The organism is Pseudomonas sp. R4-35-07, assembly GCF_003852235.1.
Lineage (GTDB): Bacteria > Pseudomonadota > Gammaproteobacteria > Pseudomonadales > Pseudomonadaceae > Aquipseudomonas.
Map to the genome: position 1 here is coordinate 1,507,788 of NZ_CP027732.1, position 23,180 is coordinate 1,530,967.

The 23,180-nt window shown below is 58.4% G+C and carries 24 protein-coding genes; 18 read left to right on the forward strand and 6 right to left on the reverse strand.

Annotated elements, in window-relative coordinates; genetic code table 11:
• Nucleotides 1–2: 2 nt before the first annotated feature.
• Complete coding sequence (locus tag C4J89_RS06790) at nt 3–1,151, reverse strand: efflux RND transporter periplasmic adaptor subunit (protein WP_124361682.1); 1,149 nt, start codon at nt 1,149–1,151, stop codon at nt 3–5.
• A gap of 286 nt (nt 1,152–1,437) precedes the next feature.
• Here C4J89_RS06790 and C4J89_RS06795 point away from each other — a divergent pair, with 286 nt between their 5' ends.
• The 10 genes from C4J89_RS06795 to C4J89_RS06840 all read left to right on the forward strand — a co-directional run bounded on the left by C4J89_RS06795 (nt 1,438) and on the right by C4J89_RS06840 (nt 10,974).
• Nucleotides 1,438–2,070 carry a TetR family transcriptional regulator gene (locus tag C4J89_RS06795; RefSeq protein WP_124361683.1) on the forward strand — a complete coding sequence of 211 codons (633 nt, stop codon included), beginning with the start codon at nt 1,438–1,440 and terminating at the stop codon, nt 2,068–2,070.
• A 418-nt stretch (nt 2,071–2,488) separates the two neighbouring features.
• A complete protein-coding gene (locus C4J89_RS06800; RefSeq protein WP_124414054.1) occupies nt 2,489–3,844 on the forward strand; it encodes a phenylacetate--CoA ligase family protein in 1,356 nt (451 codons plus the stop codon).
• Between the two features lie 13 nt (nt 3,845–3,857).
• On the forward strand, nt 3,858–4,412 hold the full coding sequence (locus C4J89_RS06805; protein ID WP_124414055.1) for an acetyltransferase: 555 nt from the start codon (nt 3,858–3,860) through the stop codon (nt 4,410–4,412).
• A complete protein-coding gene (locus tag C4J89_RS06810) occupies nt 4,405–5,091 on the forward strand; it encodes an iron-containing redox enzyme family protein (RefSeq protein WP_124414056.1) in 687 nt (228 codons plus the stop codon). Before C4J89_RS06805 ends, C4J89_RS06810 begins: the two co-directional genes overlap by 8 nt.
• Nucleotides 5,092–5,095: 4 nt before the next feature.
• The gene (locus C4J89_RS06815; protein WP_124414057.1) at nt 5,096–5,707 is read left to right on the forward strand and encodes a flavodoxin family protein; all 612 of its coding nucleotides are present in this window, start codon (nt 5,096–5,098) and stop codon (nt 5,705–5,707) included.
• Nucleotides 5,708–5,714: 7 nt separating this feature from the next.
• Nucleotides 5,715–6,599, forward strand: coding sequence for a DMT family transporter (locus C4J89_RS06820; protein ID WP_124414058.1), 885 nt, complete (start codon nt 5,715–5,717; stop codon nt 6,597–6,599).
• A 62-nt stretch (nt 6,600–6,661) separates the two neighbouring features.
• A complete protein-coding gene (locus C4J89_RS06825) occupies nt 6,662–7,528 on the forward strand; it encodes an alpha/beta fold hydrolase (RefSeq protein ID WP_177413006.1) in 867 nt (288 codons plus the stop codon).
• 527 nt (nt 7,529–8,055) lie between these two features.
• Nucleotides 8,056–9,531, forward strand: a complete 1,476-nt coding sequence (locus tag C4J89_RS06830) for an anthranilate synthase component I family protein (protein ID WP_124414060.1) — start codon at nt 8,056–8,058, stop codon at nt 9,529–9,531.
• Nucleotides 9,528–10,121, forward strand: coding sequence for an aminodeoxychorismate/anthranilate synthase component II (locus C4J89_RS06835; protein ID WP_124414061.1), 594 nt, complete (start codon nt 9,528–9,530; stop codon nt 10,119–10,121). The genes C4J89_RS06830 and C4J89_RS06835 overlap by 4 nt, the downstream gene beginning before the upstream one ends.
• A gap of 85 nt (nt 10,122–10,206) precedes the next feature.
• Nucleotides 10,207–10,974, forward strand: coding sequence for an autoinducer binding domain-containing protein (locus tag C4J89_RS06840; RefSeq protein WP_124414062.1), 768 nt, complete (start codon nt 10,207–10,209; stop codon nt 10,972–10,974).
• 102 nt (nt 10,975–11,076) lie between these two features.
• On the opposite strand, the gene C4J89_RS06845 is transcribed toward C4J89_RS06840, so the two are convergent.
• Entirely contained in the window at nt 11,077–12,132 is a 1,056-nt protein-coding gene (locus C4J89_RS06845) for an alkene reductase (RefSeq protein ID WP_124414063.1), read from the reverse strand.
• A gap of 26 nt (nt 12,133–12,158) precedes the next feature.
• Complete coding sequence (locus tag C4J89_RS06850; protein ID WP_124361685.1) at nt 12,159–12,500, reverse strand: helix-turn-helix transcriptional regulator; 342 nt, start codon at nt 12,498–12,500, stop codon at nt 12,159–12,161.
• A gap of 154 nt (nt 12,501–12,654) precedes the next feature.
• On the opposite strand from C4J89_RS06850, the gene C4J89_RS06855 reads away from it, so the two are divergent.
• Nucleotides 12,655–13,239: an ACP phosphodiesterase gene (locus C4J89_RS06855; RefSeq protein ID WP_124414064.1), complete on the forward strand. Its 585-nt coding sequence runs from the start codon at nt 12,655–12,657 to the stop codon at nt 13,237–13,239.
• A gap of 107 nt (nt 13,240–13,346) precedes the next feature.
• Here the strand turns inward: C4J89_RS06855 and C4J89_RS06860 are convergent, their stop codons facing one another.
• Both C4J89_RS06860 and olsB read right to left on the reverse strand, forming a co-directional pair.
• Nucleotides 13,347–14,138: a 1-acyl-sn-glycerol-3-phosphate acyltransferase gene (locus C4J89_RS06860; protein WP_124361687.1), complete on the reverse strand. Its 792-nt coding sequence runs from the start codon at nt 14,136–14,138 to the stop codon at nt 13,347–13,349.
• Nucleotides 14,138–14,893, reverse strand: coding sequence for an L-ornithine N(alpha)-acyltransferase (olsB, locus tag C4J89_RS06865; RefSeq protein ID WP_124414065.1), 756 nt, complete (start codon nt 14,891–14,893; stop codon nt 14,138–14,140). The genes C4J89_RS06860 and olsB overlap by 1 nt, the downstream gene beginning before the upstream one ends.
• A 183-nt stretch (nt 14,894–15,076) precedes the next feature.
• On the opposite strand from olsB, the gene C4J89_RS06870 reads away from it, so the two are divergent.
• From C4J89_RS06870 to C4J89_RS06885, 4 genes are all read left to right on the forward strand, one after another.
• Entirely contained in the window at nt 15,077–16,150 is a 1,074-nt protein-coding gene (locus tag C4J89_RS06870) for a serine hydrolase (RefSeq protein ID WP_124416005.1), read from the forward strand.
• Nucleotides 16,147–16,461: an amidase gene (locus C4J89_RS06875; RefSeq protein ID WP_124414066.1), complete on the forward strand. Its 315-nt coding sequence runs from the start codon at nt 16,147–16,149 to the stop codon at nt 16,459–16,461. The genes C4J89_RS06870 and C4J89_RS06875 overlap by 4 nt, the downstream gene beginning before the upstream one ends.
• 89 nt (nt 16,462–16,550) lie before the next feature.
• Complete coding sequence (locus C4J89_RS06880; RefSeq protein ID WP_124414067.1) at nt 16,551–17,132, forward strand: YceI family protein; 582 nt, start codon at nt 16,551–16,553, stop codon at nt 17,130–17,132.
• Between the two features lies 1 nt (nt 17,133).
• Nucleotides 17,134–18,291, forward strand: coding sequence for a phosphatidylserine/phosphatidylglycerophosphate/cardiolipin synthase family protein (locus C4J89_RS06885; RefSeq protein WP_124414068.1), 1,158 nt, complete (start codon nt 17,134–17,136; stop codon nt 18,289–18,291).
• A 110-nt stretch (nt 18,292–18,401) separates the two neighbouring features.
• Here the strand turns inward: C4J89_RS06885 and bglX are convergent, their stop codons facing one another.
• Entirely contained in the window at nt 18,402–20,693 is a 2,292-nt protein-coding gene (bglX, locus tag C4J89_RS06895) for a beta-glucosidase BglX (RefSeq protein WP_124414069.1), read from the reverse strand.
• Between the two features lie 237 nt (nt 20,694–20,930).
• Here bglX and C4J89_RS06900 point away from each other — a divergent pair, with 237 nt between their 5' ends.
• The 3 genes from C4J89_RS06900 to C4J89_RS06910 are packed head-to-tail and all read left to right on the forward strand — an operon-like array spanning nt 20,931 to nt 22,962.
• Nucleotides 20,931–21,542, forward strand: coding sequence for a LemA family protein (locus C4J89_RS06900; protein ID WP_124361693.1), 612 nt, complete (start codon nt 20,931–20,933; stop codon nt 21,540–21,542).
• 18 nt (nt 21,543–21,560) lie between these two features.
• On the forward strand, nt 21,561–22,313 hold the full coding sequence (locus C4J89_RS06905; RefSeq protein WP_124414070.1) for a YgcG family protein: 753 nt from the start codon (nt 21,561–21,563) through the stop codon (nt 22,311–22,313).
• A 31-nt stretch (nt 22,314–22,344) separates the two neighbouring features.
• Entirely contained in the window at nt 22,345–22,962 is a 618-nt protein-coding gene (locus C4J89_RS06910; protein ID WP_124414071.1) for a TPM domain-containing protein, read from the forward strand.
• Nucleotides 22,963–23,180 lie beyond the last annotated feature (218 nt).

Here is a 23,180-nt window from a genome sequence, read left to right on the forward strand (position 1 = left end):
GATTACTCCCCTTGACCAGCAGCGGCAGCAGGCGCTGCAGCAGTACCGGCGGGTTTGGCGTTGTCGGCGTCCTTGACCTTGACTTCAATGCCCGGTTTGATGAATTGCAGGCCTTCGGTGATCACGCGGTCGCCGGCGTCCAGGCCTTTTTCCACCAGCCAGTAGGCGCCGGAAGTCCGATTGGCAACCAGTACGCGTTGCTCGACCTTGTTGTCCTTGTTCACGATCAGTGCGGTCGGAATGCCCTTCAGGTCACGGGTCACGCCTTGTTGCGGCGCGAGAATGGCCTTGCTGTTCACACCGGCTTGCAGTTGGGCGTGCACGAACATGCCGGGCAGCAGCACATGGTCAGGGTTAGGGAACACGGCGCGCAGGGTCACGGAACCGGTGGTCTGGTCGACCGACACCTCAGAGAATTCCAGCTTGCCTGGGTGGCCGTAGTCGCTGCCGTCTTCCAGGGTCAGCTTGACCATGGCGGCGTTGTCGCCGGCTTTTTGCAATTGGCCGCTTTCCAGGTCGCGGCGCAGTTTGAGCATTTCTGCCGAAGACTGGGTGACGTCGACGTAGATCGGGTCCAACTGCTGGATTACAGCCATGGCATCGGCCTGGCCGTTGCTGACCAGCGCGCCTTCGGTCACCGAAGAACGGCCAATGCGCCCGGAAATCGGCGCGAACACCTTGGTGTAGCGCACATTGATCTGCGCGCTCTGCAGGTCGGCCTCGGCGGTCATGCGGTCGGCGACGGCAGTGTCGTATTCCTGGCGGCTGACGGCTTGCTCATCGACCAATTGCTTGTAGCGATCGGTGATCGACTTGGTCTGGGTCAGCTTGGCCTGGGCGCTCTTGAGCGTGGCCTCATACACCGACGGATCGATCTGGTAGAGCTGCTGCCCTTCCTTCACGTCGGCGCCTTCCTTGAACAGGCGCTTGAGAATGATGCCGTTCACCTGCGGGCGCACTTCGGCAATGCGGTAGGCCGTGGTACGGCCTGGCAGCTCGGTGGTCAGGGTAAAGGCTTGCGGTTGAATGGTGACCACGCCGACCTGAGGGGTTTGAGCGGGCGGTGCCGCTTCTTCCTTTTTACATCCGCTGAGCAGCGATGCCAGGGCGACGGCAGTGACCAGAGCGGTAACAGCTGGCTTAAGTTGCATGAAGATCCTCGGGTCAGGCGCGCAGGGTGCGCACAAGAAGTGTGGAAGGGTATAAAACAAGCTGTGAGTAGATAAGTAGCTTGCTACGCAATATACTTACGTTCATGGTTGTTTGTAAACTCTTGACAGGCAGGGCGGAATGTAGACAAAGCACCGCCCAAAGCCTCGATTTTAGTACGTTCGGCGCCCATGACGGTGTCGTCCCACAATTATTCTGATGATCGTTCGCGTCTATTAACGTTGCGTTAACGATAGTCCCAAGTGTTCTGATTGAGGTTTTACTGCCATGGTTCGTCGCACCAAAGAGGAAGCTCAGGAAACGCGCAGCCAGATCCTCCAAGCCGCCGAGCAAGCCTTTTATGAACGGGGCGTTGCGCGGACCACGCTGGCGGATATCGCCGCCCTGGCCGGCGTGACGCGCGGTGCCATCTACTGGCATTTCAGTAACAAATCCGACTTGCTGCAGGCGCTGCTCGACACGCTGCACGAACCCTTGGACGAATTGGCCCGGGCGAGTGAAAGCGAGGATGAAGTCGACCCGTTGGGGTGCATGCGCAAACTGCTGATTCATCTTTATCATCAAGTGGCTCTGGACCCGAAAACCCGGCGCATCAACGAGATCTTGTTCCATAAGTGCGAATTCACCGATGAAATGTGTGACATGCGCCGCCAGCGCCAGGCCCATAGCCTGGAGTGCAACCTGCGCATCGGCCTGACGTTGCGTAATGCGGTGCATCGCGGGCAATTACCGGCAAATCTTGATACCACCCGTGCAGCGGTGTGCATTCATGCCTACATCCACGGCCTGATCGGCCAGTGGCTATTGGTGCCTGACAGCTTTCAGTTGCATCAAGACGCCGAACGCTGGGTGGATGCAGGGCTAGATATGCTGCGCCTGAGCCCCAGCCTGCGCAATTGAGACAAAATGCGTAATTACGTCCAGTTGTGTCAACAGTAAAGCCTAAGGATGGTCAATCGTCCTTCTGCCTGATTGAAGGGATGACTTTATATACGGGCTGGTGGGCGGTTGATAGGTAGCGGCCTAAGTATTTTGTAGCGATTTTGTAGCATGGTTGTGAAGCAATGTTACCCAGCGCTAAGCGCCCCCTAAAAGCCCCGGCTCTCGTAGACCGGGGCTTTTTGCGATTGCAACTAGTACGAGATAGCGCTCGGCAGGTTAAGGCTGCAGATGGCAGCGCCCCCCCCCTTTAGCATATGAATTTTCCGATAACAACTGCCTGAGTAGACAGGTGTGTGGTTTTTCGTAGCTCGTTAGTGTTTGCATCCAGAGCGGGCAGCCGTAATGGCAGAAAACTATGTCGATGAGGGAAAACGTTATGGGCGCAGGAAAGTTGTTTGATGAGTTCGCGGTAAAGTACGACGATATTCACCGGGCATACTGGACCAATACATTAAGTGAAAGCGAACTGAAGCGATGGCATGAAGCACAGCTTAGAACAGTCTTGCATCATGTCAAAAACAAGTCTGTTTTTTATGCTGAGCATTTGAAGGACATTAATGTCGGCGGTTTCACCCTGGCAGATCTTTCCTCGCTGCCTTTCACTACTAAGGATGATTTGCGGGCGTCCATGCTGGATATCCTCTCCGGCACATTGCAAGACAGTATTTACTATTACGAGACCACTGGCACCACCGGCCCGGCGACGCCTTGCCCGCGTGATAAAAAAGAAAGCTATGCCAGCAATAAGCAGTTGGCCATGGCTTATCAAGCGGTGTTGGAAAAGCACTTTCCCACGGAGAAAACCGTTGTGGGCGTCATGGGGCCCACGGAGGTTCACTCCTTCGGCGATACCCTGGGTGATGTCTGTTACCAACTAGGGGTCTGTAACGCAAAAATCTGGCCTCACTCTCCGGTCATCGGGTATCCCAAGACGCTCCAATTGATGAAGGACTTGCGTATCGGTGTTGTTGCATCGGCACCGGGGCTGTTGCTGGCGCTGGCCAAGGAGGCCGAGCGGCTGGGTTTCAACCCACGCGAGGACTTCCACTTGCGGGCGTTCATGATGAGCGGTGAATTGTGCACGCCAGCGCTGAAGAACAACTTGTACAGTCTCTGGGGCTGCGAAGCCTACAACAGCCTGTACGGCTCCCAGGAAGCCATGATCATTGCAGCAACCAATGCCAGCGATCAACTGATGCCGCATCGACTTAATTACATCATGGAGGTGCTTAACCCGCAGACGGGTGAAAGCCTGGGCGACAGCGGGGAAGGGGAGTTGTGCGTCACCATGCTGATCGACGGCGTGAAGCCTTTGATTCGCTACCGAACAGGTGACTTGGTCTCCATACAGAAAAGTCTAAAGAACCCGATCGCCCATGCGCAGGTCATGAAAGTGGTCGGACGCGTCAAGGATGCGATGACACTCAATGGCAAGGCTTTTACTGCGGGCCATATCGAGCAGGCGCTGCTTGAGGGTGTGGAACAGTGCCTGGGTTATCAGGTTGTCATCAACTGTGTGAACGGCAGGGACACAGTGATCGCCAAAATGGAAATGTCGAGGTTCTATACAGGTGATCGCAGCCAACTGACTTTTCTGGTTCGTGAACGCGTGCGCGAACGCCTCGGCGTCGATGCCACGATCATGATCGTCGATGACCTGGATGACCACGTGAACCTGGGCAGTTGGTTCAGCTGGAAAGAAGCGCGAATCGTCGATCAGCGCAATCGATAGCCGGGAGCCACATATGAGCATGTCCGTGCAAATCGTTTCGGCGAAGAGCGAGTTGTTCCAGAAAGTCTGCGCATTGAGATCTCGCTATATCGGCGATAACCCCGCTAATGAAGAAAGCTTCTCCGATGCCGAGACTTTACGCGATGCCTGTTCTTATCACATGGCTTATTTCGATGGCGAAGAAATAGTCGGAGCTATCCGAATAACGCCATTAGGGCATGGCATGAGCTTTGTCGAACGCGTGGTCAATGTGGAGCATTACTTTGCTCACCCCATGGATTCATTTGACGCCAACCGGTTGGTGCTCGATGAGCAATACAGAGGGGGGTTGCACTTGAGGTCGTTTCTTCTGCAAACCGCCATCTGGTTGAAAGCCAATACGCAGTTTCGATACATCTCAGCGCTATGCCGGGGGCGCCTGGCTGCCCTGTATGTGGATATCGGCGGCCATGTTCTGGCAGACGATATTACCTGGACGAACCGCCAGTCATCCCGCAATTACAGTTTGGTTTACTTGGAATTGGAAACCGTCTTTAACGCCATCAAAGGAAAAGTAGCTCATGGATAATTTTTTCAAGGAACTGGACACAATTGTTGATAACGGTTGGGCCAAGATCAAAAAGGGTCGTTATTGGAATCACAGCCTTGAGCGGACGATCACGGTCGAGCTTTATCAGCAAGTAATGCTGCAGGTTTATCACTACACCCGGTTCAATTCGATCAATCAGGCAGCCTGCGCGTTTAGTGCGGATCCGAGCCAGACCACACTGCTGCGCTTCGTCTACAAGCACGCGCTTGAAGAGCTTGGGCATGAAAAAATGGTCATCCGGGACCTTGAATCCATCGGTGCTTTGCCCGCCGCACTGCCTGCGCCATTGCCTCCCACCCAGGCGCTGATCGCTTATCTGAACGATGTCGCTATTCGTCTCGGGCCGGTTGCTCGCCTGGGTTACAGCTACTGGGCCGAAGAAGTGTACGAGCATATCCAGCCGATCCTGAACAAGTTCCGCACAGACCTGGGGCTCAGGGACGAACAGATGACCTTCTTCGTCGCTCATTCGACCATCGACGAAAAGCATTCCGAAGAGGTTCGCCAGGCGATGCAACGCTCGGTTAAGACCGATGAAGAACGGGCGCTGATCAAGGAAGTGGCCCGCGTTACCCTGTACCTCACCGGTCAGCTATTGGAGGAGTCATTGCTGGAGTACGAGCGTCTTGCCGAAGCGCCGCTGGCCAAGGCGTCCTGAACTGATGAAGCTGATCGTCATCGTCGGGTCAAACCGCTCGCACGGAGTCAGCAGCCAGGTGGTGTCGTTGATTCGACGCCATCTGGAAGGTCGCGCTTCGGTCCAGGATATCTGGCTGCGCGATCATCGTATCGATTACTGCGACGCTGATAACGCGTGCTCACACACTGATTGTCGCCTGCAGGACGATGTCGCCTCGATTGTCGATGAAATGGCCAAGGCGGATGCCATCCTGTACCTGCCGGTGATGCATGCCTATGGCACCAACAGTCGGTTTCAGGCCTTTCTGGAGCGGGCGGGGTACGGCTTTCTGCGCCCCAGGGAACGCCCGTTGCGGGACAAGCTGGCGGCGGTGGCGGTCGTGGGGCGTAGGTATGGGCATACGGCGGTCTTCAGCCAAGTGGTGCTGAACGTGCTGTTGAACAAAATGGTACTGATTGGCTCCGGCTTTCCAGCAACGTTCAACACGCAACTGGTTCAGGACCTTGAAGCAGAACAGGCGCTGCGGGAAACGCTGGATCGCCTCGTTGAGCACTTTCACAAATTGAACGAACGCCCGCGACAAGGCGCAGAACGTCTGCGCCTGCTCAAACAAGTCCAATTTCAAACGGGATGATGGATAAATGCCTATTCGTGATTCGTTGGTAGCCGTACTGGTGGCCTTTTTATGGGGCGCGCAGGTAACGGCGGTTAAAGTTGGGGGCCAGGAGCTCCCGCCGATTCTCATGGTAGCCATGCGTTTTGCCTTGATGGCGGTCGTACTGGTGCCGTTTTGCGGGGTCCCAAAGCGCCATGAACTGCTCCCCGTGTTTCTGATCGCCTCGCTGGTGGGAGCACTGCATTTCGGGCTCTTGTACTGCGGCATTGCGCGAGTGGATGCATCCACTTCCGCTGTCGCGTACCAACTGGCAACCCCTTTCACATTATTGTTGGCTTTTGCCGTGTTGAAGGAGCGGATTGGCGTGCAGGTGTTGGCCGGAATTGTCATTGCGTTGGTCGGGGTGTTGACGGTGCTAGGTGGCATAGGTCAGGGCGGTGAGTTGTCAGGCATCTTGCTGGTAATCGCCGCAGCGTTTGTTTTCGCAGTAGGGACCGTCCTTACCAAGCGTTGGGGGCCTTTCAATCCTATGGCGATCAGCGCGTGGACAGCATTGATTGCGGCGCCGGAGTTACTGATGGTTTCCGCCGCGGTGGAAGGGCACGCATGGGGCTCGGTGCTGACCGCTAGCACGAGAGCCTGGGCTGCCGTGCTGTACACCGCCATCAGTGGTGGGCTGATCGGATTCGGGTTGTGGTATTGGCTTTTGGGGCGGCATGCGGTCCAGCGATTGACGCCATTTCTGTTATTGGTTCCGGTGTTTGCGGTTGCGGTCAGTCAGTTGCTTTTGCATGAAGGGGTATCGCTTAGTCTCATCGTGGGGGGCGTGGCGGTTTTGGTGGGCGTCGCATTGTGCCAGGTGCGATTGTCGCCACGGCAGGTGCATCCCAAAAACACCCCGGCCGGTTGATTGGCTAACCTGATGAGAGGTGCTGTGCGATGAGTTGGCCAGGTCGGTGGGTATTGCTCGCCATGCGTGAGCAGAACCGGTTTCGTTATAGGCTTAAGGTCCGCCGCTGGAACGGGCAGGGTTTTGAGGTCGCCTACTTGCAATCGAGTGGCGTCAAGTCTGGTCCTACCTTAGTGTTCCTGCATGGCTTGGGCGCCAGCAAGGATCATTGGGGGCCTGGGCTTTATTCATTGGTTGAGGCCTTCAACTGCGTTTTCCTGGACCTTCCCGGTGAGGGCGAGTCGTCGTTCGACGACTCGCAAAGCTATAGTCCTATGGCTCAGGTCGAGCGATTGAGGGCGTTCTTCAAGGAGCACACCTTCGATGACCTTGTCTTGATAGGCAGTTCCCTTGGTGGCTGTATTGCCTGTCTTTATGCAGCCACCTATCCGACGGAAGTTTCCTGCGTCATCGCCATGGCGCCTGCGGGATTAGCGGCGGCACAGCTCAGTCCGGCGATGAGCCGGTTTTTTGAGTCTGGCAAACATCCTTTTGGCTACCGCTGCGTTGACGAAATGCAGAGCCTTTGGGAGATAGTGTTCAATCGGCCACCGCAGGTTCCGGCATTTTTGGCAAAAGCGCTGGCCAACAAGGGGGCCCAGCGCTATGCGAAGGTCGGTAAAATACTCAAGGACTTCCAGGACGCCGGACTTTACCCGCTTCAACGTCGATTAGCAGACGTTCAGGCCAGGACGCTGGTGGTATGGGGGAGCAATGATCGTGTCTTTGATGTTTCGTGCCTGCATGAGGTCTACCGGCTTTTGCCGCAGGCCAGTATTTGCATTATCGAGGATGGAGGACATGTTCCATACCTGGAGTGTGCTGAACAAACGCTGAAGGCGATTCGACGGTTTCTTGCACGTACTCAAGCATCGCCCGCGCCCGGATGAGAGTATCCATGAAGCGTAGGTAATTAGGGTTGACCCTTTCACAGCCTATGAGTAGTATCCAACGGGCATTCAGGAATTACTCCTGCTATGCCCTCAAGACACAGGAAGTCTTACATGTACTACCGACTATCAGTGCTGAAGAGCGTTCTTGGGTCTTCCTCCAAGTCCAACACTGCCCATCTCTCGGTTTTTAAAAGCAATATCTGGCGTCGCTAATTCAGCAATCGCCGGTGTCTTGCTGTCCGTTTCAGTCAAACACCCCTAACTATTAATTCATCAATGGCCGAGCGCTGTTATTCGATTTTTCGTGGCTGTTTGCCTGGAAATCGTAATACACGAATGGTTCGCTGAAGTGCTGTCTCTTCTTTGAGGGAGTACTTTCTTGTGGGCCCCGAGTTTGTGCGTGGCTGATGAGTTTCCTACATCAATAAACAGCTATTGAACTGCCAGCCAGTGCGAGGCGTGTCCCCGCGGGCACTACACTCAGCCGTGTGAGCTGCTGTTAATAAAAAAAAAGGAGTGATGTCATGCGTGGGATTACCACACCCGTGAGTGTTCAACTACATAGCGAGCGTCTTAAATGTGATCCGCTTGTTGTTTATGAAGTGGTAACAACCAAGCTGGGTGCCGATAAAACTTTCATTCTCGAGTCGTTATCCGGACCTAGCCGTGATCGCAAAGCGACGATCATCGGAATAGAGCCCCTGTTGGCGGTAAAAGTTTATGAGGGGTATGCGACGCTCGAGGCAAATGAGCAATTGATCGATTATCTGAGAAGTGTGTTGTCGCCCCAAGGAATCGTTATGGATGTCCACGGATGTATCAGCGTTGATTCGAACGATGCGGTATGGGATTTATTGCGTGCGTTACAAACTCCATTTGAGGTGCCCCACCATGCTCATTCCAGCCTCGCCTTTTTTGGTTACCTCTCATATGACTGCGTTCGGTTTGTCGAGAATATTCCTGACCTGACCGAGCGAACCAATGACTATCCGATCATAGCCTTGACCGTATTTCAGACACTCATATACTTCCATGCCAATGGCACTGTGGACGTCATGGTCAATAACAGTCCCCTGTGGAAATCTCGTAATACCGATGATTATGTCGCGCTATTGGCGGATGCTGCAGGTATTCCGGCTGCTGATTCACCGATTATTTACCCCTCGGTTACCGTGGCGCGCGACACAGTGCACAAAGAGCAGTTCCTCGGCTGGGTCGACAAGGCGCTGGAGCATATTCGTCAAGGTGATATCTATCAAATCCAGTTGGGTCATGAAGTGCAGGTGGACACGCCGGTCAAGCCTTTTGATGTGTATCGTGCATTGCGCAAGAACAACCCGTCCCCGTATATGTTTCTGGCCAATCTGGGCGGAGTTGACCTGATCGGCGCAAGTCCCGAACTGTTTGTGCGCATCAAGGATAACCTGATCGAGATGAGGCCTATTGCCGGTACCGTGGGTAAAACTCAAGGCGTACCTTCCAGCGAACTAATCCTGAGCATGACGCGTTCTGAAAAAGAACGGGCCGAACATTTGATGTTGGTGGATTTGTGCAGAAACGACATTGGTCGGGTCTGCCAGCCAGGTTCACTTGAGGTCGATGAGCTGATGTTGGTGGAGGAGTACTCCCACCTTTATCACATGGTATCCAACGTACGTGGCTTATTGCGAAAAGGCTTCGATGCCTTTGACGTGATCAAGGCTTCTTTCCCTGCGGGAACCATGACCGGCGCACCGAAAGTCCGCGCGATGCAAATTATCGAAAGCATGGAAAACAACCGCCGCGGGATTTATGCCGGAGCGGTTGGCCTGATCGGATTCGACGGCAGTATTAATACGGCTTTATGCATTCGCTCAGCCGTTCATAAAGACGGTACTTATTACCTGCGAGCCTCGGCAGGGGTGGTTGCCGACTCCGATCCGGATAAGGAATGGACTGAAACCTTCCACAAAATGGGCTCTGTCTATCGCGCTGTTACCGGAAAGGAGATGTTGCAATGAAAGTATTCCTGATTGATGCCTATGACAGTTTTGTATTCATTATCAGCCAGTACCTTGAGCAGTTGGGACTCGAAACCCACGTGGAGCGCAATGACGTTCCAGACCTTATCCAACGTATCGAAGCGTATGCACCGGACTTTTGTGTCTTGGGCCCAGGGCCTGGGCATCCACAAAACGCAGGCTATATCGAGGTTATCCAACATTTCAAAGGGCGCCTGCCGATATTGGGCGTATGCCTGGGGCATCAAGCCATTGGTTTAGCGTTTGCCGGCTCCGTCATCCGGGCTTCTCATGTCATGCATGGCAAAACCAGCACCATCAATAACGATGGGCGGGGTGTCTACGCCCATACCGAGGGCCTTTCGTTCAAAGCGACGCGCTACCACTCGCTGATTATTGATCATCAGGGGTTGCCCGGGGAGCTGGTGGTGACGTCCACCTCGACGGACGACGGATACATCATGGGCGTGCGGCACGGCGACTACCCCATCGAGGGTGTTCAGTTCCACCCCGAAAGTATCTTGACCGAGGACGGCCTTGGCATATTCAAGAGCTTTATAGAGCAGCACTGTTGCCCATCAGCATCGTAAGCGGCGAGCAGCGGGTCGCTTGTTTGGCGGCCCTTTTACTACTGAGTCGTATCAAAAAAGCTTCTATGAGTGGCAGGAATTCATCGTGGATGACTTATTTAGGTATAACAAAGAAGACGGGCTCTTTAGGATTAATTTCAAAGAGGTATTGGATGACTTCTCTGTGCTGGCAACAGACCTGCACCGGCGCGATTGGGAAAGCCATTTGCGCAAGGTTCTGCGTCGCATCGGCTATGAACGCTATTTGCTGAGCTTGGGCCCCTCAACAATCAGCGACCCTTTCAACCGGATTATCACGACTTATCCTTCTGACTGGCTCAGGCGATATAAGGATGAGAATTTTATTCAGGTGGACCCGATAATCAGGCATTGCCGCCATCACTTCGCGCCACTTTTCTGGGGCCTGGCACGCAGGCAGGCACGAGGCCGGTCCAGCCAGTTCTGGACCGAGCGCGAAAAGTATGGACTCTTACGAGGTGTCAGCATCCCCTTGCGATTCAACGAAATGGTCGGGTCGCTCAATGTTGCTCAATGTTTGAGTATCACCGATGACCTCGGCGACGACCTGAGCGGTCCCTTAGGCAAACTATTCATGCTGATCCCGTTTCTTCTGGAGGGCTCACAAAAGCATTTGAAAGAAGTGGGTGTACAACCTTGCAGTCTAACGTTGAGGGAGTCTGAAGTATTGAAATGGTCCGGGGTGGGCAAAACGACCTGGGAAATGAGCTGCATCCTGGGTTGTTCAGAGCGGACTATTAATTTCCACATTGCGAATGCGAGTCGAAAGCTGGGCTCTTTCAGCCGCCGGCAAGCCGTCGGGGTGGCATTGGCGCAAGGATTGATTTCACTGTAGGTAATCGATTCTGGAGAAGGCCGCTCATTCTCTCGCCAGGTGCTCTGAGTTGCCTATGAAAAGCCCCGACTCGTGCAGGCCGGAGCTTTTTATCTCAGCAAATCAGAGTGCCAGCGTTGGATAGTCGATATAACCCACCGGGCCTTTGCCGTAGAAGGTCTCCGGATGCGGCTCGTTCAGCGGCGCATCGGCCTTCAAGCGTGCCGGCAGGTCCGGGTTGGCAATGAACGGTATGCCGAAGGCCGCCGCATCGGCCTTGCCGGCGGCCAGCCAGGCGTTGGCGCTGTCTTTGGTGAAGCGTTCGTTGGCGATGTAGACGCCGCCGAAGGCTTTTTTCAGTTGGGGGCCAAGGCTGTCTGCGCCTTCTTTTTCACGGGCGCAGATAAAGGCGATGCCGCGCTTGCCCAGTTCGCTGGCCACGTAGGTGAAGGTTTCCGCCAGGTTGGCGTCACCCATGTCGTGAGCGTCAGCGCGCGGTGCCAGGTGCACGCCCACGCGGCCGGCGCCCCAGACTTCGATGGCGGCGTCGGTCACTTCCAGCAGCAGGCGCGCTCGGTTTTCCAGGGAGCCGCCGTACTGGTCGGTGCGCTGGTTGGTGCTGCTTTGCAGGAACTGGTCTAGCAGGTAGCCGTTGGCGCCGTGGATTTCCACGCCGTCGAAACCGGCGGCCTTGGCGTTTTCGGCGCCGGTGCGGTAAGCGTCGACGATGTCGGCGATTTCAGCGGTTTCCAGGGCGCGCGGGGTCGGGTAGTCGGACAGTGGGCGCACCAGGCTGACGTGGCCTTTGGGTTGGATCGCGCTCGGCGCCACCGGGGTTTCGCCGTTCAGGTACGACTCATGGGAGATGCGCCCGACGTGCCACAGTTGCAGGAAGATCTTGCCGCCCGCGCCGTGGATCGCCTTGGTCACATTGGACCAGCCGCGAACCTGGTCGTTGGACCAGATGCCCGGCGTGTCGGGGTAGCCCACGCCCATGGGCGTTACGGAGGTGGCTTCGCTGAGGATCAGCCCGGCGGACGCACGCTGCACGTAGTACTCGGCCATCAGCGCATTGGGCACGCGGCCGGCGTCCGCACGGCAGCGGGTCAGCGGCGCCATGATGATGCGGTTTTTCAGTTCCAGGTCGCCCAGTTTGATGGGATCGAAAATAGTCGGCATGGGAAAGCACCTTTGTCTCAAGTTGATCAGTGGGTCGTGGGGGCCAGCTCGGCATCGCCGGGGGCGCTGAGTTCGGTGAAGAGCGCAGTGAGGAAAGCTTGGATCACGTCCTCATTGCGTTTGAAAAAATGCCACTGCCCGGCCTTCTGGCTGGTGATCAAGCCCGCCCGTTGCAAAGTGGCCAAGTGGGCCGACACGGTCGACTGGGACAAGCCGCAGCGCTGGTCGATCTGCCCGGCGCAGATGCCGTATTCGTGATTGTGCAGTTGCTCGGGAAATTGCACTTTCGGGTCTTTCAGCCAGGTGAGAATGTCTCGTCGTACTGGGTGCGCCAGGGCTTTTATTATGTCGTCGAGGTCGAAGGGCATGGCAGAGGCTCGGTGTCGTAAAACGTTATATCGCGATGAGGCGAACCTTAAATCGTTATATCCCGATATACCAATATGATTTTGCTCTGAGGTCAGTCGAATTGGGTATATCGGGTTATAACGATACGTTGGCGGCAGTGGTAGACTGCGCGCCATGAATTATCTCGCACACTTGCACCTGGGCGGCCAACTGCCTGCGCAACTGCTGGGCAGCCTGTATGGCGACTTCGTCAAAGGCCGCTTGCAGGGCCAGTTCAGTCCCTCGATCGAAGCGGCGATCCAATTACACCGTTCCATCGACCGCTTCACCGACAGCCACCCGTTGGTAGGGGAGGCGTTGTCGCGTTTCAGCCTGACCCGCAGGCGCTATGCCGGGATCGTGCTCGATGTGTTTTTCGACCATTGCCTGGCGCGGGACTGGGCGCGGTATGCCGACCAGCCGCTGGAGCACTTCACCGCGCAGGTGTACCGCGTGCTGGCGGCCGAACCGCAGTTGCCGGGGCGGCTGGCGCAGATTGCACCGTATATGGCGGCGGATGATTGGTTGGGCTCGTATCGTGAGTTCGCGGTGATGGAGCAGGTATTGCGCGGGATTTCGCGGCGGCTGACCCAGCCTGAGGAGTTGGGATATGCGATGCAGGAGTTGCGTGTGTTGTATGAGCCGCTGAGCGAAGACTTCCGACTGTTCTACCCCGAGTTGCAGAAATTCGCCCAATCCCAACTGACAACGCAAAACTAAATGTGGGAGGGGGCTTGCTCCCGATAGCAGTGTGTCAGTCACTGTATATATTGACTAAACCACTGCTATCGGGAGCAAGCCCCCTCCCACATTTGACCGTGCCCGCTTCAGGCCGCATAGGCGGGGCGAGTGTCTTCCAATTCGGCTTCCGGCAACGGCCCAAACAACGCCCTCTGCACCGCCTGTTGCGCCTGATACGCCAGCGCCGCGCGTTCCTGCCCGGTGCAGGCAATCGGCTTGAGCAGGTGAATCTCCACATCGCCTTGGTCATGGGCAAACAGCCGCATCAGATGCGACAGCAGATCATCATCGCCGATGAACGGCGCCAGTGCGTCCACCTCGCCGTTGCGCAGATAACGAATCGCCACTGGCTGCAGCGACACATCCGCATCGATCGCACTGGCCAACAACCGCCCGTGAAACGTGCGCAGACTGCGGCCGTCAGTGGTGGTGCCTTCCGGGAACATCAACAGCGGGTGCTGTTGCTCCAGGTGACGGGTCATCTGTTTGCGAATCAACTGGCTGTCACCCGCGCCGCGGCGGATGAACAGGCTGCCGGCCTTCGCCGCCAACCAGCCGGCCACCGGCCAGGTGCGCACTTCGGCTTTGGACAGGAACGACAGCGGCGTCACCATGCCCAGCAGCGGAATATCCGTCCAGGACACATGATTGCTCACCCACAGCATCGGCGTTTGCGGCAACTGGCCGTGCACCGTCACGCGAAAGGGCAGGGCGTGGGTCAACCGCGCCATGAAGAACCGCGACCAACGCTGGCGCCGCACCATCGAATTGGCCACGCCCAAACGCTCGAACAGGCCAAACACACTGGCCATGGTCAAGCCCAGCGCCACCACCAGCAGCACCCGGGCGATGCGCCCGTACACGCGCAGGCGGCCCATCACATGGCTGCCTTGAAGTGACGCGCATAGCGCGGGCACAGCTCATCGCGCTTGAGCAGGATGAACACGTCGGCCACCTGGAAGTCTTCATCCCAGCACGGCTCGCCGCAAATCTTCGCCCCCAGGCGCATGTATGCCTTGAGCAGCGGTGGCATTTCGGCGATGACGTTGGACGGCAGGTCCATCGCCGGCAGGGGGTTTTTCGGTTCGGCGCGCAGGTGTTCATTGCACAGGTAGCGCTCGCGCAGACGCTGCATGATCGCGTGGGCCTGGATGCCGCCGTCGTGCATCGGGATGCTCGCGCACCCCATCAGGTAGCTGTAGCCGCCCTCGTTGAGCACTTCGGCCAACTCGCCCCAAAGCACCGCGATGGTGCCGCCGTTGCGGTAGGCCGGGTCGACGCAGGTACGGCCGATTTCCAGGATCGGGCCCTGCAAGTGCAGCAGCCCGTGCAGGCTGAATTCCTCTTCGCTGTAGAACCGGCCCAAGGTGCTGGCGGCCTGGTGATCGAGCAAACGGGTGGTGGCCACCAGTCGACCGCTGTTTAAGTCACGCACGCCGATGTGGCTGCAGTGAACATCATAGTCATCCATGTCCAGACCCAGTTCCGCGCCTTTCAGCTTGGCGTTGAACTCGCCGCTGAACACGTTGAACCGCAGGGCCTGGGCTTCCTGCAAGGCCGCGGCGCCAACCAGGCGTTCGGCTTGCAGGCGGCGTTCATTGCCGGTGTCGCTGATGCGGGCGAGCTGAGTCATAGCGAGTCTCCGAGTGCCGGCCAGGTTGCGGCCAGTCGACTTTGTTGTCCAAACTCAGGCTATGTAGCCTCGGTGTCATCTCCATGAAGTTACGGTGACGGTTGGATGACAGGCCAGTTGTCGTCAATCTGTCATCGGCCTGGATTAGGCTCGCGGGCTTGAATGCCCCTTGAGTTTGCGTCCATGGTCAAAGGCCTGCTGTGCGTTGTCTTGTTATTCATCACCGTGAGTGCGCGTGCTGAAACCTGGCCTGGCCATGACTGGGTGACGGGCAGGTTGATCGAAGGTCCTGCTGTCGACGCGCTGAATGCCTACGCTTTCCCACCCCGTGACGACAACACTCGCCAAGGTATTCGTACCGACGCGCTGTTGGTGATCCGCGACGGCCAGATCATCTATGAACGCTACGCAGCACCCACTAGCGTCAGCACGCCGCACCTGACTTGGTCGGTCAGCAAAAGCCTGATGGCGACCGTACTGGGGGTGGCCTACGGCGAAAACCGCTTCAAACTGAACGACCCCGCCGCGCGCTTTTACCCACCGATGAAGCAGCACCCCAAGGTGACGATGGCCGACCTGCTGCACTGGGCCTCGGGCCTGGACTGGCAGGAAGACTATGAATACGCGCCGCTCAAATCCTCGGTAGTGGCGATGCTCTACACCCGTGGCCGCGCCGATATGGCGCAATTCGCGGCCGAGACCGAGGCCGCCGACCCACCCGGCCAGGCTTTCCGTTACTCCAGCGGCGACAGCAATATTCTGTCGGCAGCGCTCAAAGGCATGCTCGGGCACAAGGCTTATATGAGCTACCCGTGGGAGGCGTTGTTCAAGCCATTGGGCATTCGCACTGCAACCTGGGAAACCGATGCCGACGAGACGTTTGTCGCCTCATCTTATGCCTACCTCACCGCCCGCGATCTGGCGCGGGTCGGGCTGTTGATGGAGCGGGACGGGCGTTGGGAAGAACGACAATTGCTGCCCAAGGAGTGGGTCGCGTTCAATCGCCAACCCTTCGCCAATTACAAAGCGGGCCAGGATGAAGCCGTGCCAGGCGGGCAATGGTGGCTCAACCAGGGCACCCCCGCACCCTGGCCCGACGCACCGGCCGACACCTTCGCCGCATTGGGGCACTGGGGCCAGGCGCTGTTCGTACTGCCCGACGAACACTTGGTCATCGTGCGCTACGGCGATGACCGCGACGGCAGCTACCGGCATAACGAACTGCTCAAACGCGTGCTGGCGGCGGTGCGATCATGATTCGGCGCCATCCGCTTATCACCGTTTTGCTGGTGCTGTTGCTCGTGTTGTTGGGCTGGGTGTGGCATGAGCGCATCAACCTGCAAGCCTTTCCCGACATCATCGCGGCGTACACGGCCAAGGAGTATTGCTCGTGTCGCTACGTGGAAAACCAACCGGCCAATTACTGCCGTGGCTATGTGAAGCAATACGTGCCGACCAGTGCCTTCAGTGATAACCCCGAGCGCAGTGAAGTGACGGCGAGCGGGTTGGGGCGCACGCATACGGCGCGGTGGCTGGGCGACCGTCAGGGCTGTCGCCTGAATCCCTGAAGCCCACACATCACCCCTCCCACATTGGATTTGCGCCGGTCGGGACATTGCGCTTACTGTTCGTGCAGATTTTTCGCCCCTGAGTCCTTATGTTCAATGTCAAACCCCTTGTCTTCGCATTGCTGGCCTGCGCCGCCGTGCCTGCCAGTGCCGACTGGTACCTGGATAACGAGTCTTCACGCCTGTCGTTCGTCACCACCAAAAACACCGAAATCGCCGAAGTGCAGCGCTTCCTCGTGCTGCACGGCAAGGTCGACAGCAACGGCGCGGCCCAGGTGCAGGTGGAGCTGGAGTCGATCAACAGTGGTGTCCCGCTGCGTGACGAGCGCATGCGCAAAGAGTTGTTCGAGATCAAGCAGTTTTCCGAAGCGTTGATCAGCACCCAGATCAACCTGCAACCGATCAATGATCTCGCCTCTGGCGCGCAACTGGAGTTGCGCCTGCCGCTGAGCATCACCTTGCATGGCAAGACCCAGACCTACACGGCCGAGCTATTGGCCACGCGTCTGGATGACCGGCGCTTCCAGGTGGTGACCCTGGAGCCGGTGGTGGTGCATGCCGAGGATTTTGACCTCGCGCCAGGCGTGGCCGCGCTGCGCAAGGTCGCAGGTCTTAAATCGATCAGTTTGTCGGTGCCGGTGGGTGCGGTGCTGATCTTTACGGCGCGCTGACGTGGGCGGCGCGGTGTTCCCGTGGCGCAGCGCCAACCGTTTCGAGTTGCTGATCGACGGGCCGAGTTTCTTCCCGCAGATGTTGGTCGGGATTGCGCGGGCTGAGCAGCAAGTCGATCTGGAGTTGTACCTGGTGGAAGCCGGCGCCTGTGCCGAGGCGATGGTGCAGGCATTGGTACTCGCCGCCGAGCGGGGGGTGCAGGTGCGTTGCCTGTTCGATGATTACGGCAGCCTGGCGTTTACCTTCGGGCTGCGCAAGCGGTTGACCGACGCGGGTGTGGAGCTGCGGTTCTACAACCGCCTGAGCTGGCGGCGCTGGATGCGCAACCTGTACCGTGACCACCGCAAGGTGTTGTTGGTCGACCAGGGTATCGCGGTGATTGGCGGCACCGGTGTGACGGATGAGTTCTGGACGCCGGGCCAGGACACCGCCGACTGGCATGAAGTGATGGTGCAGATCAGCGGTCCGCTGGTGCTGGATTGGCAGGCGCTGTTCGATCGTCAATGGCACGCCAACGCCGCTCGCCGGGAGTGGAAACCCGCGACGCATTTCGGCCTGCCGCGGTTGCCCAAGGTGCCGGCGACCGGGCCTGGCCTGGGCCGGGTGGCCTATGCCGACGCCCGGCAGCACCGGGATATTTTGCAATCGCTGATCCGTGCCTTGAACAGCAGCAAGACGCGTATCTGGCTGGCCACGCCGTACTTCCTGCCCACCTGGAGCGTGCGCCGTGCCTTGCGCCGCGCGGCCGGGCGCGGGGTGGATGTGCGCTTGCTGCTCACCGGCCCGCGCACCGATCATCCGTCGGTGCGCTACGCCGGGCACCGTTATTACCCGCGTTTGCTGCGTTCGGGGGTGCAGATCTTCGAGTATCAGCCGTGCTTCCTGCACTTGAAGATGGTGCTGGTGGACGATTGGGTCAGCATTGGCTCGTGCAATTTCGACCACTGGAATCTGCGCTTCAACCTGGAGGCCAACCTGGAGGCGTTGGACCCGGCATTGACGGCGGCGGTGGCGGGCAGTTTCGAGCGTGATTTTGCCCAGAGCCTGGCGGTCAGCCTGGAAGCGTGGAAGGCCCGGCCGTTATGGCGGCGGGTGAAGCAGCGGGTGTGGGGGTGGATTGATCGGTTGGTGGTCAATCTGCTGAATCGGCGCGGCTAACGATCGTTCCCACGCTCTGCGTGGGAACGCCGCCCTGGACGCTCTGCGTCCGCTTTTGTGACGCAGAGCGTCACGGTATGCATTCCCACGCAGAGCGTGGGAACGATCAGTTACAGCAGTTCAAAGCTCTGCTGCTGCACATCCTGCGAGTCCAGCCCGATCTGCACATTGAACTCACCCGGTTCCGCAGCGAATTTGAGCTGGCTGTTGTAGAACTTCAAATCTTCCTCGGTAATGGTGAAGTGCAGCGTGCGCTCCTCTCCAGCCTTGAGCATGACCTTCTGGAAGTTCTTCAGCTCTTTCACCGGGCGGATCATCGAGCCGGCCACGTCCTGGATGTACAACTGCACCACGGTTTCGCCCTCCACCTTACCGGTGTTTTTCAACGTGACGCTGGCGTCGAGCTTGCCGGTCTTATTCAGGGTGGTGGACGACAGCGCCATGTCCGACAGGTCGAACGTGGTGTAGCTCAGGCCATAGCCAAATGGGAACAGGGGACCTGTGGTGTCATCGAAGTACTGCGAGGTGTAGTTGCCCGGTTTGCCCGGCGTGAACGGCCGGCCGATGCTCAGGTGGTTGTAGTAGGTGGGAATCTGCCCCACGGAGCGTGGGAAGGTGATTGGCAGCTTGCCCGACGGGTTGTAGTCACCGAACAGCACGTCGGCGATGGCGTTGCCGCCTTCGGTCCCGGAGAACCAGGTTTCCAGGATCGCGTCAGCCTGTTGGTTCTCTTCGAGAATCGACAGCGGCCGGCCATTCATCAGCACCAATACCAGCGGTTTGCCGGTGGCCTTGAGGGCCTTGATCAGGTCGCGCTGGCTTTGCGGAATGTTCAGGTCGGTGCGGCTGGAGGACTCGTGGGACATGCCACGGGACTCGCCTACGGCCGCGACGATGACATCGGCGCTCTGCGCAGCCTTCACCGCTTCATCGATCAATACCTGCGGCGCACGCTTGTCATCCACCACTTCCGGGGCGTCGAAGTTGAGGAAGTTGAGGTAGTCGACCACGGCCTTGTCGTTGGTGATGTTGGCGCCGCGAGCGTAGATGATTTTGCCTTTATCGCCGATCACGGCGTTCATGCCGTCCAGCAATGTCACCGACTGTTCCGGCTTACCGGCGGCGGCCCAGCTGCCCATCATGTCGATCGGCGCCTTGGCCAGCGGGCCGACCAGCGCGATGGTCGCGGATTTTTTCAGGGGCAGGGTCTGGTTCTGGTTTTTCAGCAACACCAGGCTGCGGCGCGCGATGTCGCGGGCGTCGGCACGGTGCAGGCGGCTGTCGGCATAGGTGTCGGCCGGGTCATCCTCGGCCTTGCCGATGCGCAGGTACGGGTCCTTGAACAGGCCCATGTCGTACTTGGCGCCGAGCACTTCGCGCACGGCGTTGTCGATGTCGCTCTGTTCGATCTCGCCGGACTTGAGCAGCCCCGGCAGTTCCTTGCCGTACAGCGTGTCGTTCATGCTCATGTCGATGCCGGCCTTGATCGCCAGTTTGGCAGCTTCACGCCCGTCCTTGGCCACGCCGTGCTTGATCAGTTCGAAGATCGCACCGTGGTCGCTCACGGCCAGGCCCTTGAAGCCCCAGTCCCTGCGCAGCAGGTCGTTCATCAACCAGGTGTTGGCGGTGGCGGGCACGCCGTTGATCGAGTTGAGCGCCACCATCACGCCGCCGGAACCGGCCTTGATCGCCGCGTGGTACGGCGGCAGGTAGTCCTGGTACATCTTGACCGGGCTCATGTCGACCACGTTGTAGTCGCGCCCGCCTTCCACCGCGCCGTACAGGGCGAAGTGCTTGACGCTGGCCATGATGCTGTCGGCGTTCGCGGCGCTGGCGCCCTGGAACGCCTTGACCATGACTTCGGCAATGCGCGACACCAGGTACGTGTCTTCGCCGAAGCCTTCGGAGGTGCGGCCCCAGCGCGGGTCACGGGAGATGTCGACCATCGGCGCGAAGGTGATGTCGAGGCTGTCGGCGGCGGCTTCCTGGGCGGCGATGCGCCCGGAGCGGCCGATGGCGTCCATGTCCCAGCTGGAGGCCAGAGCCAGGCTGATCGGGAAAATCGTGCGGTGGCCGTGGATCACGTCGTAGGCGAAGAACATCGGGATCTTCAACCGGCTGCGCATGGCCGCGTCCTGCATGGGACGGTTTTCCGGGCGAGTGATGGAGTTGAACGTGCCCCCGATGCGGCCGGCGGCGATTTCCTTGCGGATCAGCTCGCGGGGCATCTCGGGGCCGATGCTGATCAGGCGCAATTGGCCGATCTTTTCATCGAGGGTCATCTGTTTGAGTAGGGCGCTGACGAAGGCGTCCTTGTCGTCAAGCGCAGCAGGCTTTGTTTCTGCCCATGCGGGGTGGCTGGCCAGAGTGGCAACAAGGCCGAGCAAACACAGCTTCTTCATGAATATCCTTTTTCGGCTCACTGCACAGCGGTCAGGCTGATCGGCCAAAATGTGGGGAGCGTCTATTGTTGTTCGGGTGTTGTTCAGATAAATGCAGCACACTCTGAACTCTTTTTCGCGCTGGGCATCTTTGTAGCTGATTGGCTCGAAGCATTCCAGTGGTGGCGGATTATGCCCCAAGCGCGTGGTTTATAGGGTTAGTCATCACATTCCATCCAGATTGGCAGGAGATACACCATGCAAGCAGCACAAGGTTACCGCTGGGGCTTGAAAGCCGCGGCGCTGTTATTGATCAGCAGCGTATTGAGCGGTTGCGGCATCAACAACATTCCGACTCTGGACGAACAGGCCAAGGCGGCCTGGGGCCAGGTGCAGAACCAGTACCAACGCCGTGCCGACCTGATCCCCAACCTGGTGGAAACGGTGAAGGCCTATGCCGCCCATGAGCAGGACACCCTGACCGCCGTGATTGAAGCGCGGGCCAAGGCCACCTCGATCCAGGTCGATGCCAGCACCCTCGACAACCCGGAAAAACTCAAGCAGTTCCAGCAAGCCCAGGACGGCCTCAGCGGCGCACTCAGCCGTTTGATGGTGGTGTCCGAACGCTATCCGGACCTGAAAGCCAACCAGAACTTCCTGGCCCTGCAATCGCAACTCGAAGGGACTGAAAACCGTATCGCCGTGGCCCGTCGCGATTTCATCCAGACCGTGCAGGCCTACAACACCGAAATCCGCACCTTCCCAGGCCGCCTGTGGCACAGCGTGATGTACAGCGACTTGCCGATCCGCGCCACGTTTGAAGCCACCAGTGCCGATGCCGATAAGGCTCCGCAGGTGAAGTTCAAATAACGCTGCCTTGAGGTGTCGATGCGTTTATTACGGATAGGCCTGGCGCTGTGGCTGCTGGCCTGCATGGGCATAGCCCAGGCGGCCTTGACCTTCCCGGCGTTGACCGGGCGGGTGGTGGACAACGCCCAGATGATCGACCCGGCGGTGCGCGAGCAACTGACGCAGCAATTGCAGGCGCTGGAACAGACCTCCGGTGACCAGATTGTGGTGGTCACCGTGCCCGACCTGCAGGGCGTGCCGATTGAAGACTACGGTTATCAATTAGGCCGACAGTGGGGGATCGGCCAGAAGGGCAAGGATAACGGCGCACTGTTGATCGTCGCCCGTGACGAGCGCAAGTTGCGCATCGAAGTTGGCTACGGCCTGGAAGGCGTGCTGACGGATGCGCAGTCCTGGGTGATCATCAACCAGGTGATCGCGCCCAAGTTCAAGGCCGGCAATTTCAGCCAGGGCATCAGCGACGGTGTCGCGGCGATGATCCAGGTGGTGGGCGGTGAACCGCTGGCCGTGCCGGCCCGTGTGGCGGATCCGTGGTCCGCCCCGAAGGACAATCCCGCGCTTTCCATCGGTTTCTTCATCCTGCTGATCGGCGTGTTGTGGCTGTGTCATCGCATGGGCCTGCCGGTGGGCACTATCCTGCTGGTTATCCTCAGCCTTATCGGGCGTGGCGGTGGCGGCGGTGGTGGCGGCGGTAGTGGGGGCGGCGGTGGAGGAGGTTTTCGCGGCGGCGGTGGTGGTTTCGGCGGTGGCGGGGCGTCGGGCGGCTGGTAATGACAATAACGAGAAAAGAGCATCTACAACCATGGCATTACTGACTGAACACGAGCAGCGCCAAGTGGCCGAAGCGATTGCCCGGGTCGAGCAACAGACCGACGCCGAGCTGGTCACGGTGCTGGCTGCGCGCGCCGATGACTACGCCTACATTCCGTTGTTGTGGGCCAGCCTGATCGCATTGGTGGTACCCGGGGTGGTGCATTACCTGTCGGGCTACCTGACCATGTACACCTTGTTGTTGGCGCAGTGGGCGACCTTCATTGTGTTGTGCCTGCTGTTTCGGCTGCCCAAGGTCACCACCCGTTTGATCCCGCGCTCGGTCCGCCACTGGCGCGCCTCGAACCTGGCACGCCGCCAGTTCCTCGAGCAGAACCTGCACCACACGCTGGGCAGCACCGGTGTGCTGATTTTTGTCAGCGAGGCGGAGCGTTATGTGGAAATCCTGGTGGATGAGGGCATCTCCAAGCGCCTGGACGACAGCTGCTGGGATGGCATCGTCAAGGCATTCACCCAGCAGGTGAAGCAGGGGCAGACGTTGGCGGGGTTTATCGCGTGCATCGAGGCCTGTGGTGAAGTGCTCAAGGTGCATGTGCCGGTGACGCAGGCGCGTAATGAGCTGCCGAACCGTCTGGTCGTACTGGAATAGCCCAGTCAACGAAATTCCAAATGTGGGAGGGGGCTTGCTCCCGATAGCTATGGTTCAGTTAGAACATCTCTGACTGACACACTGTAATCGGGAGCAAGCCCCCTCCCACATTTGGATCTACTTTGGCTGTTGGAACGTACCATTGGTCAAATAACTCCGTGCCCTGGCCAGTTATCCCCCCTAAAATGCCCGGCATTCTTTGCCCGAGGCGTTTTTGT

Excerpts from the sequence above, each read along its gene's own strand:
- C4J89_RS06805 (WP_124414055.1), top strand. The coding sequence starts at position 3,858 with ATGAGCATGTCCGTGCAAATCGTTTCGGCGAAGAGCGAGTTGTTCCAG.
- C4J89_RS06835 (WP_124414061.1), top strand. The coding sequence starts at position 9,528 with ATGAAAGTATTCCTGATTGATGCCTATGACAGTTTTGTATTCATTATC.
- C4J89_RS06810 (WP_124414056.1), top strand. The coding sequence starts at position 4,405 with ATGGATAATTTTTTCAAGGAACTGGACACAATTGTTGATAACGGTTGG.
- C4J89_RS06815 (WP_124414057.1), top strand. The coding sequence starts at position 5,096 with ATGAAGCTGATCGTCATCGTCGGGTCAAACCGCTCGCACGGAGTCAGC.
- C4J89_RS06820 (WP_124414058.1), top strand. The coding sequence starts at position 5,715 with ATGCCTATTCGTGATTCGTTGGTAGCCGTACTGGTGGCCTTTTTATGG.
- olsB (WP_124414065.1), bottom strand. The coding sequence starts at position 14,893 with ATGACTCAGCTCGCCCGCATCAGCGACACCGGCAATGAACGCCGCCTG.
- C4J89_RS06900 (WP_124361693.1), top strand. The coding sequence starts at position 20,931 with ATGCAAGCAGCACAAGGTTACCGCTGGGGCTTGAAAGCCGCGGCGCTG.
- C4J89_RS06860 (WP_124361687.1), bottom strand. The coding sequence starts at position 14,138 with ATGGGCCGCCTGCGCGTGTACGGGCGCATCGCCCGGGTGCTGCTGGTG.
- C4J89_RS06825 (WP_177413006.1), top strand. The coding sequence starts at position 6,662 with ATGCGTGAGCAGAACCGGTTTCGTTATAGGCTTAAGGTCCGCCGCTGG.
- C4J89_RS06795 (WP_124361683.1), top strand. The coding sequence starts at position 1,438 with ATGGTTCGTCGCACCAAAGAGGAAGCTCAGGAAACGCGCAGCCAGATC.
- C4J89_RS06830 (WP_124414060.1), top strand. The coding sequence starts at position 8,056 with ATGCGTGGGATTACCACACCCGTGAGTGTTCAACTACATAGCGAGCGT.
- bglX (WP_124414069.1), bottom strand. The coding sequence starts at position 20,693 with ATGAAGAAGCTGTGTTTGCTCGGCCTTGTTGCCACTCTGGCCAGCCAC.
- C4J89_RS06875 (WP_124414066.1), top strand. The coding sequence starts at position 16,147 with ATGATTCGGCGCCATCCGCTTATCACCGTTTTGCTGGTGCTGTTGCTC.
- C4J89_RS06845 (WP_124414063.1), bottom strand. The coding sequence starts at position 12,132 with ATGCCGACTATTTTCGATCCCATCAAACTGGGCGACCTGGAACTGAAA.
- C4J89_RS06855 (WP_124414064.1), top strand. The coding sequence starts at position 12,655 with ATGAATTATCTCGCACACTTGCACCTGGGCGGCCAACTGCCTGCGCAA.
- C4J89_RS06800 (WP_124414054.1), top strand. The coding sequence starts at position 2,489 with ATGGGCGCAGGAAAGTTGTTTGATGAGTTCGCGGTAAAGTACGACGAT.
- C4J89_RS06850 (WP_124361685.1), bottom strand. The coding sequence starts at position 12,500 with ATGCCCTTCGACCTCGACGACATAATAAAAGCCCTGGCGCACCCAGTA.
- C4J89_RS06870 (WP_124416005.1), top strand. The coding sequence starts at position 15,077 with ATGGTCAAAGGCCTGCTGTGCGTTGTCTTGTTATTCATCACCGTGAGT.
- C4J89_RS06880 (WP_124414067.1), top strand. The coding sequence starts at position 16,551 with ATGTTCAATGTCAAACCCCTTGTCTTCGCATTGCTGGCCTGCGCCGCC.
- C4J89_RS06910 (WP_124414071.1), top strand. The coding sequence starts at position 22,345 with ATGGCATTACTGACTGAACACGAGCAGCGCCAAGTGGCCGAAGCGATT.
- C4J89_RS06905 (WP_124414070.1), top strand. The coding sequence starts at position 21,561 with ATGCGTTTATTACGGATAGGCCTGGCGCTGTGGCTGCTGGCCTGCATG.
- C4J89_RS06790 (WP_124361682.1), bottom strand. The coding sequence starts at position 1,151 with ATGCAACTTAAGCCAGCTGTTACCGCTCTGGTCACTGCCGTCGCCCTG.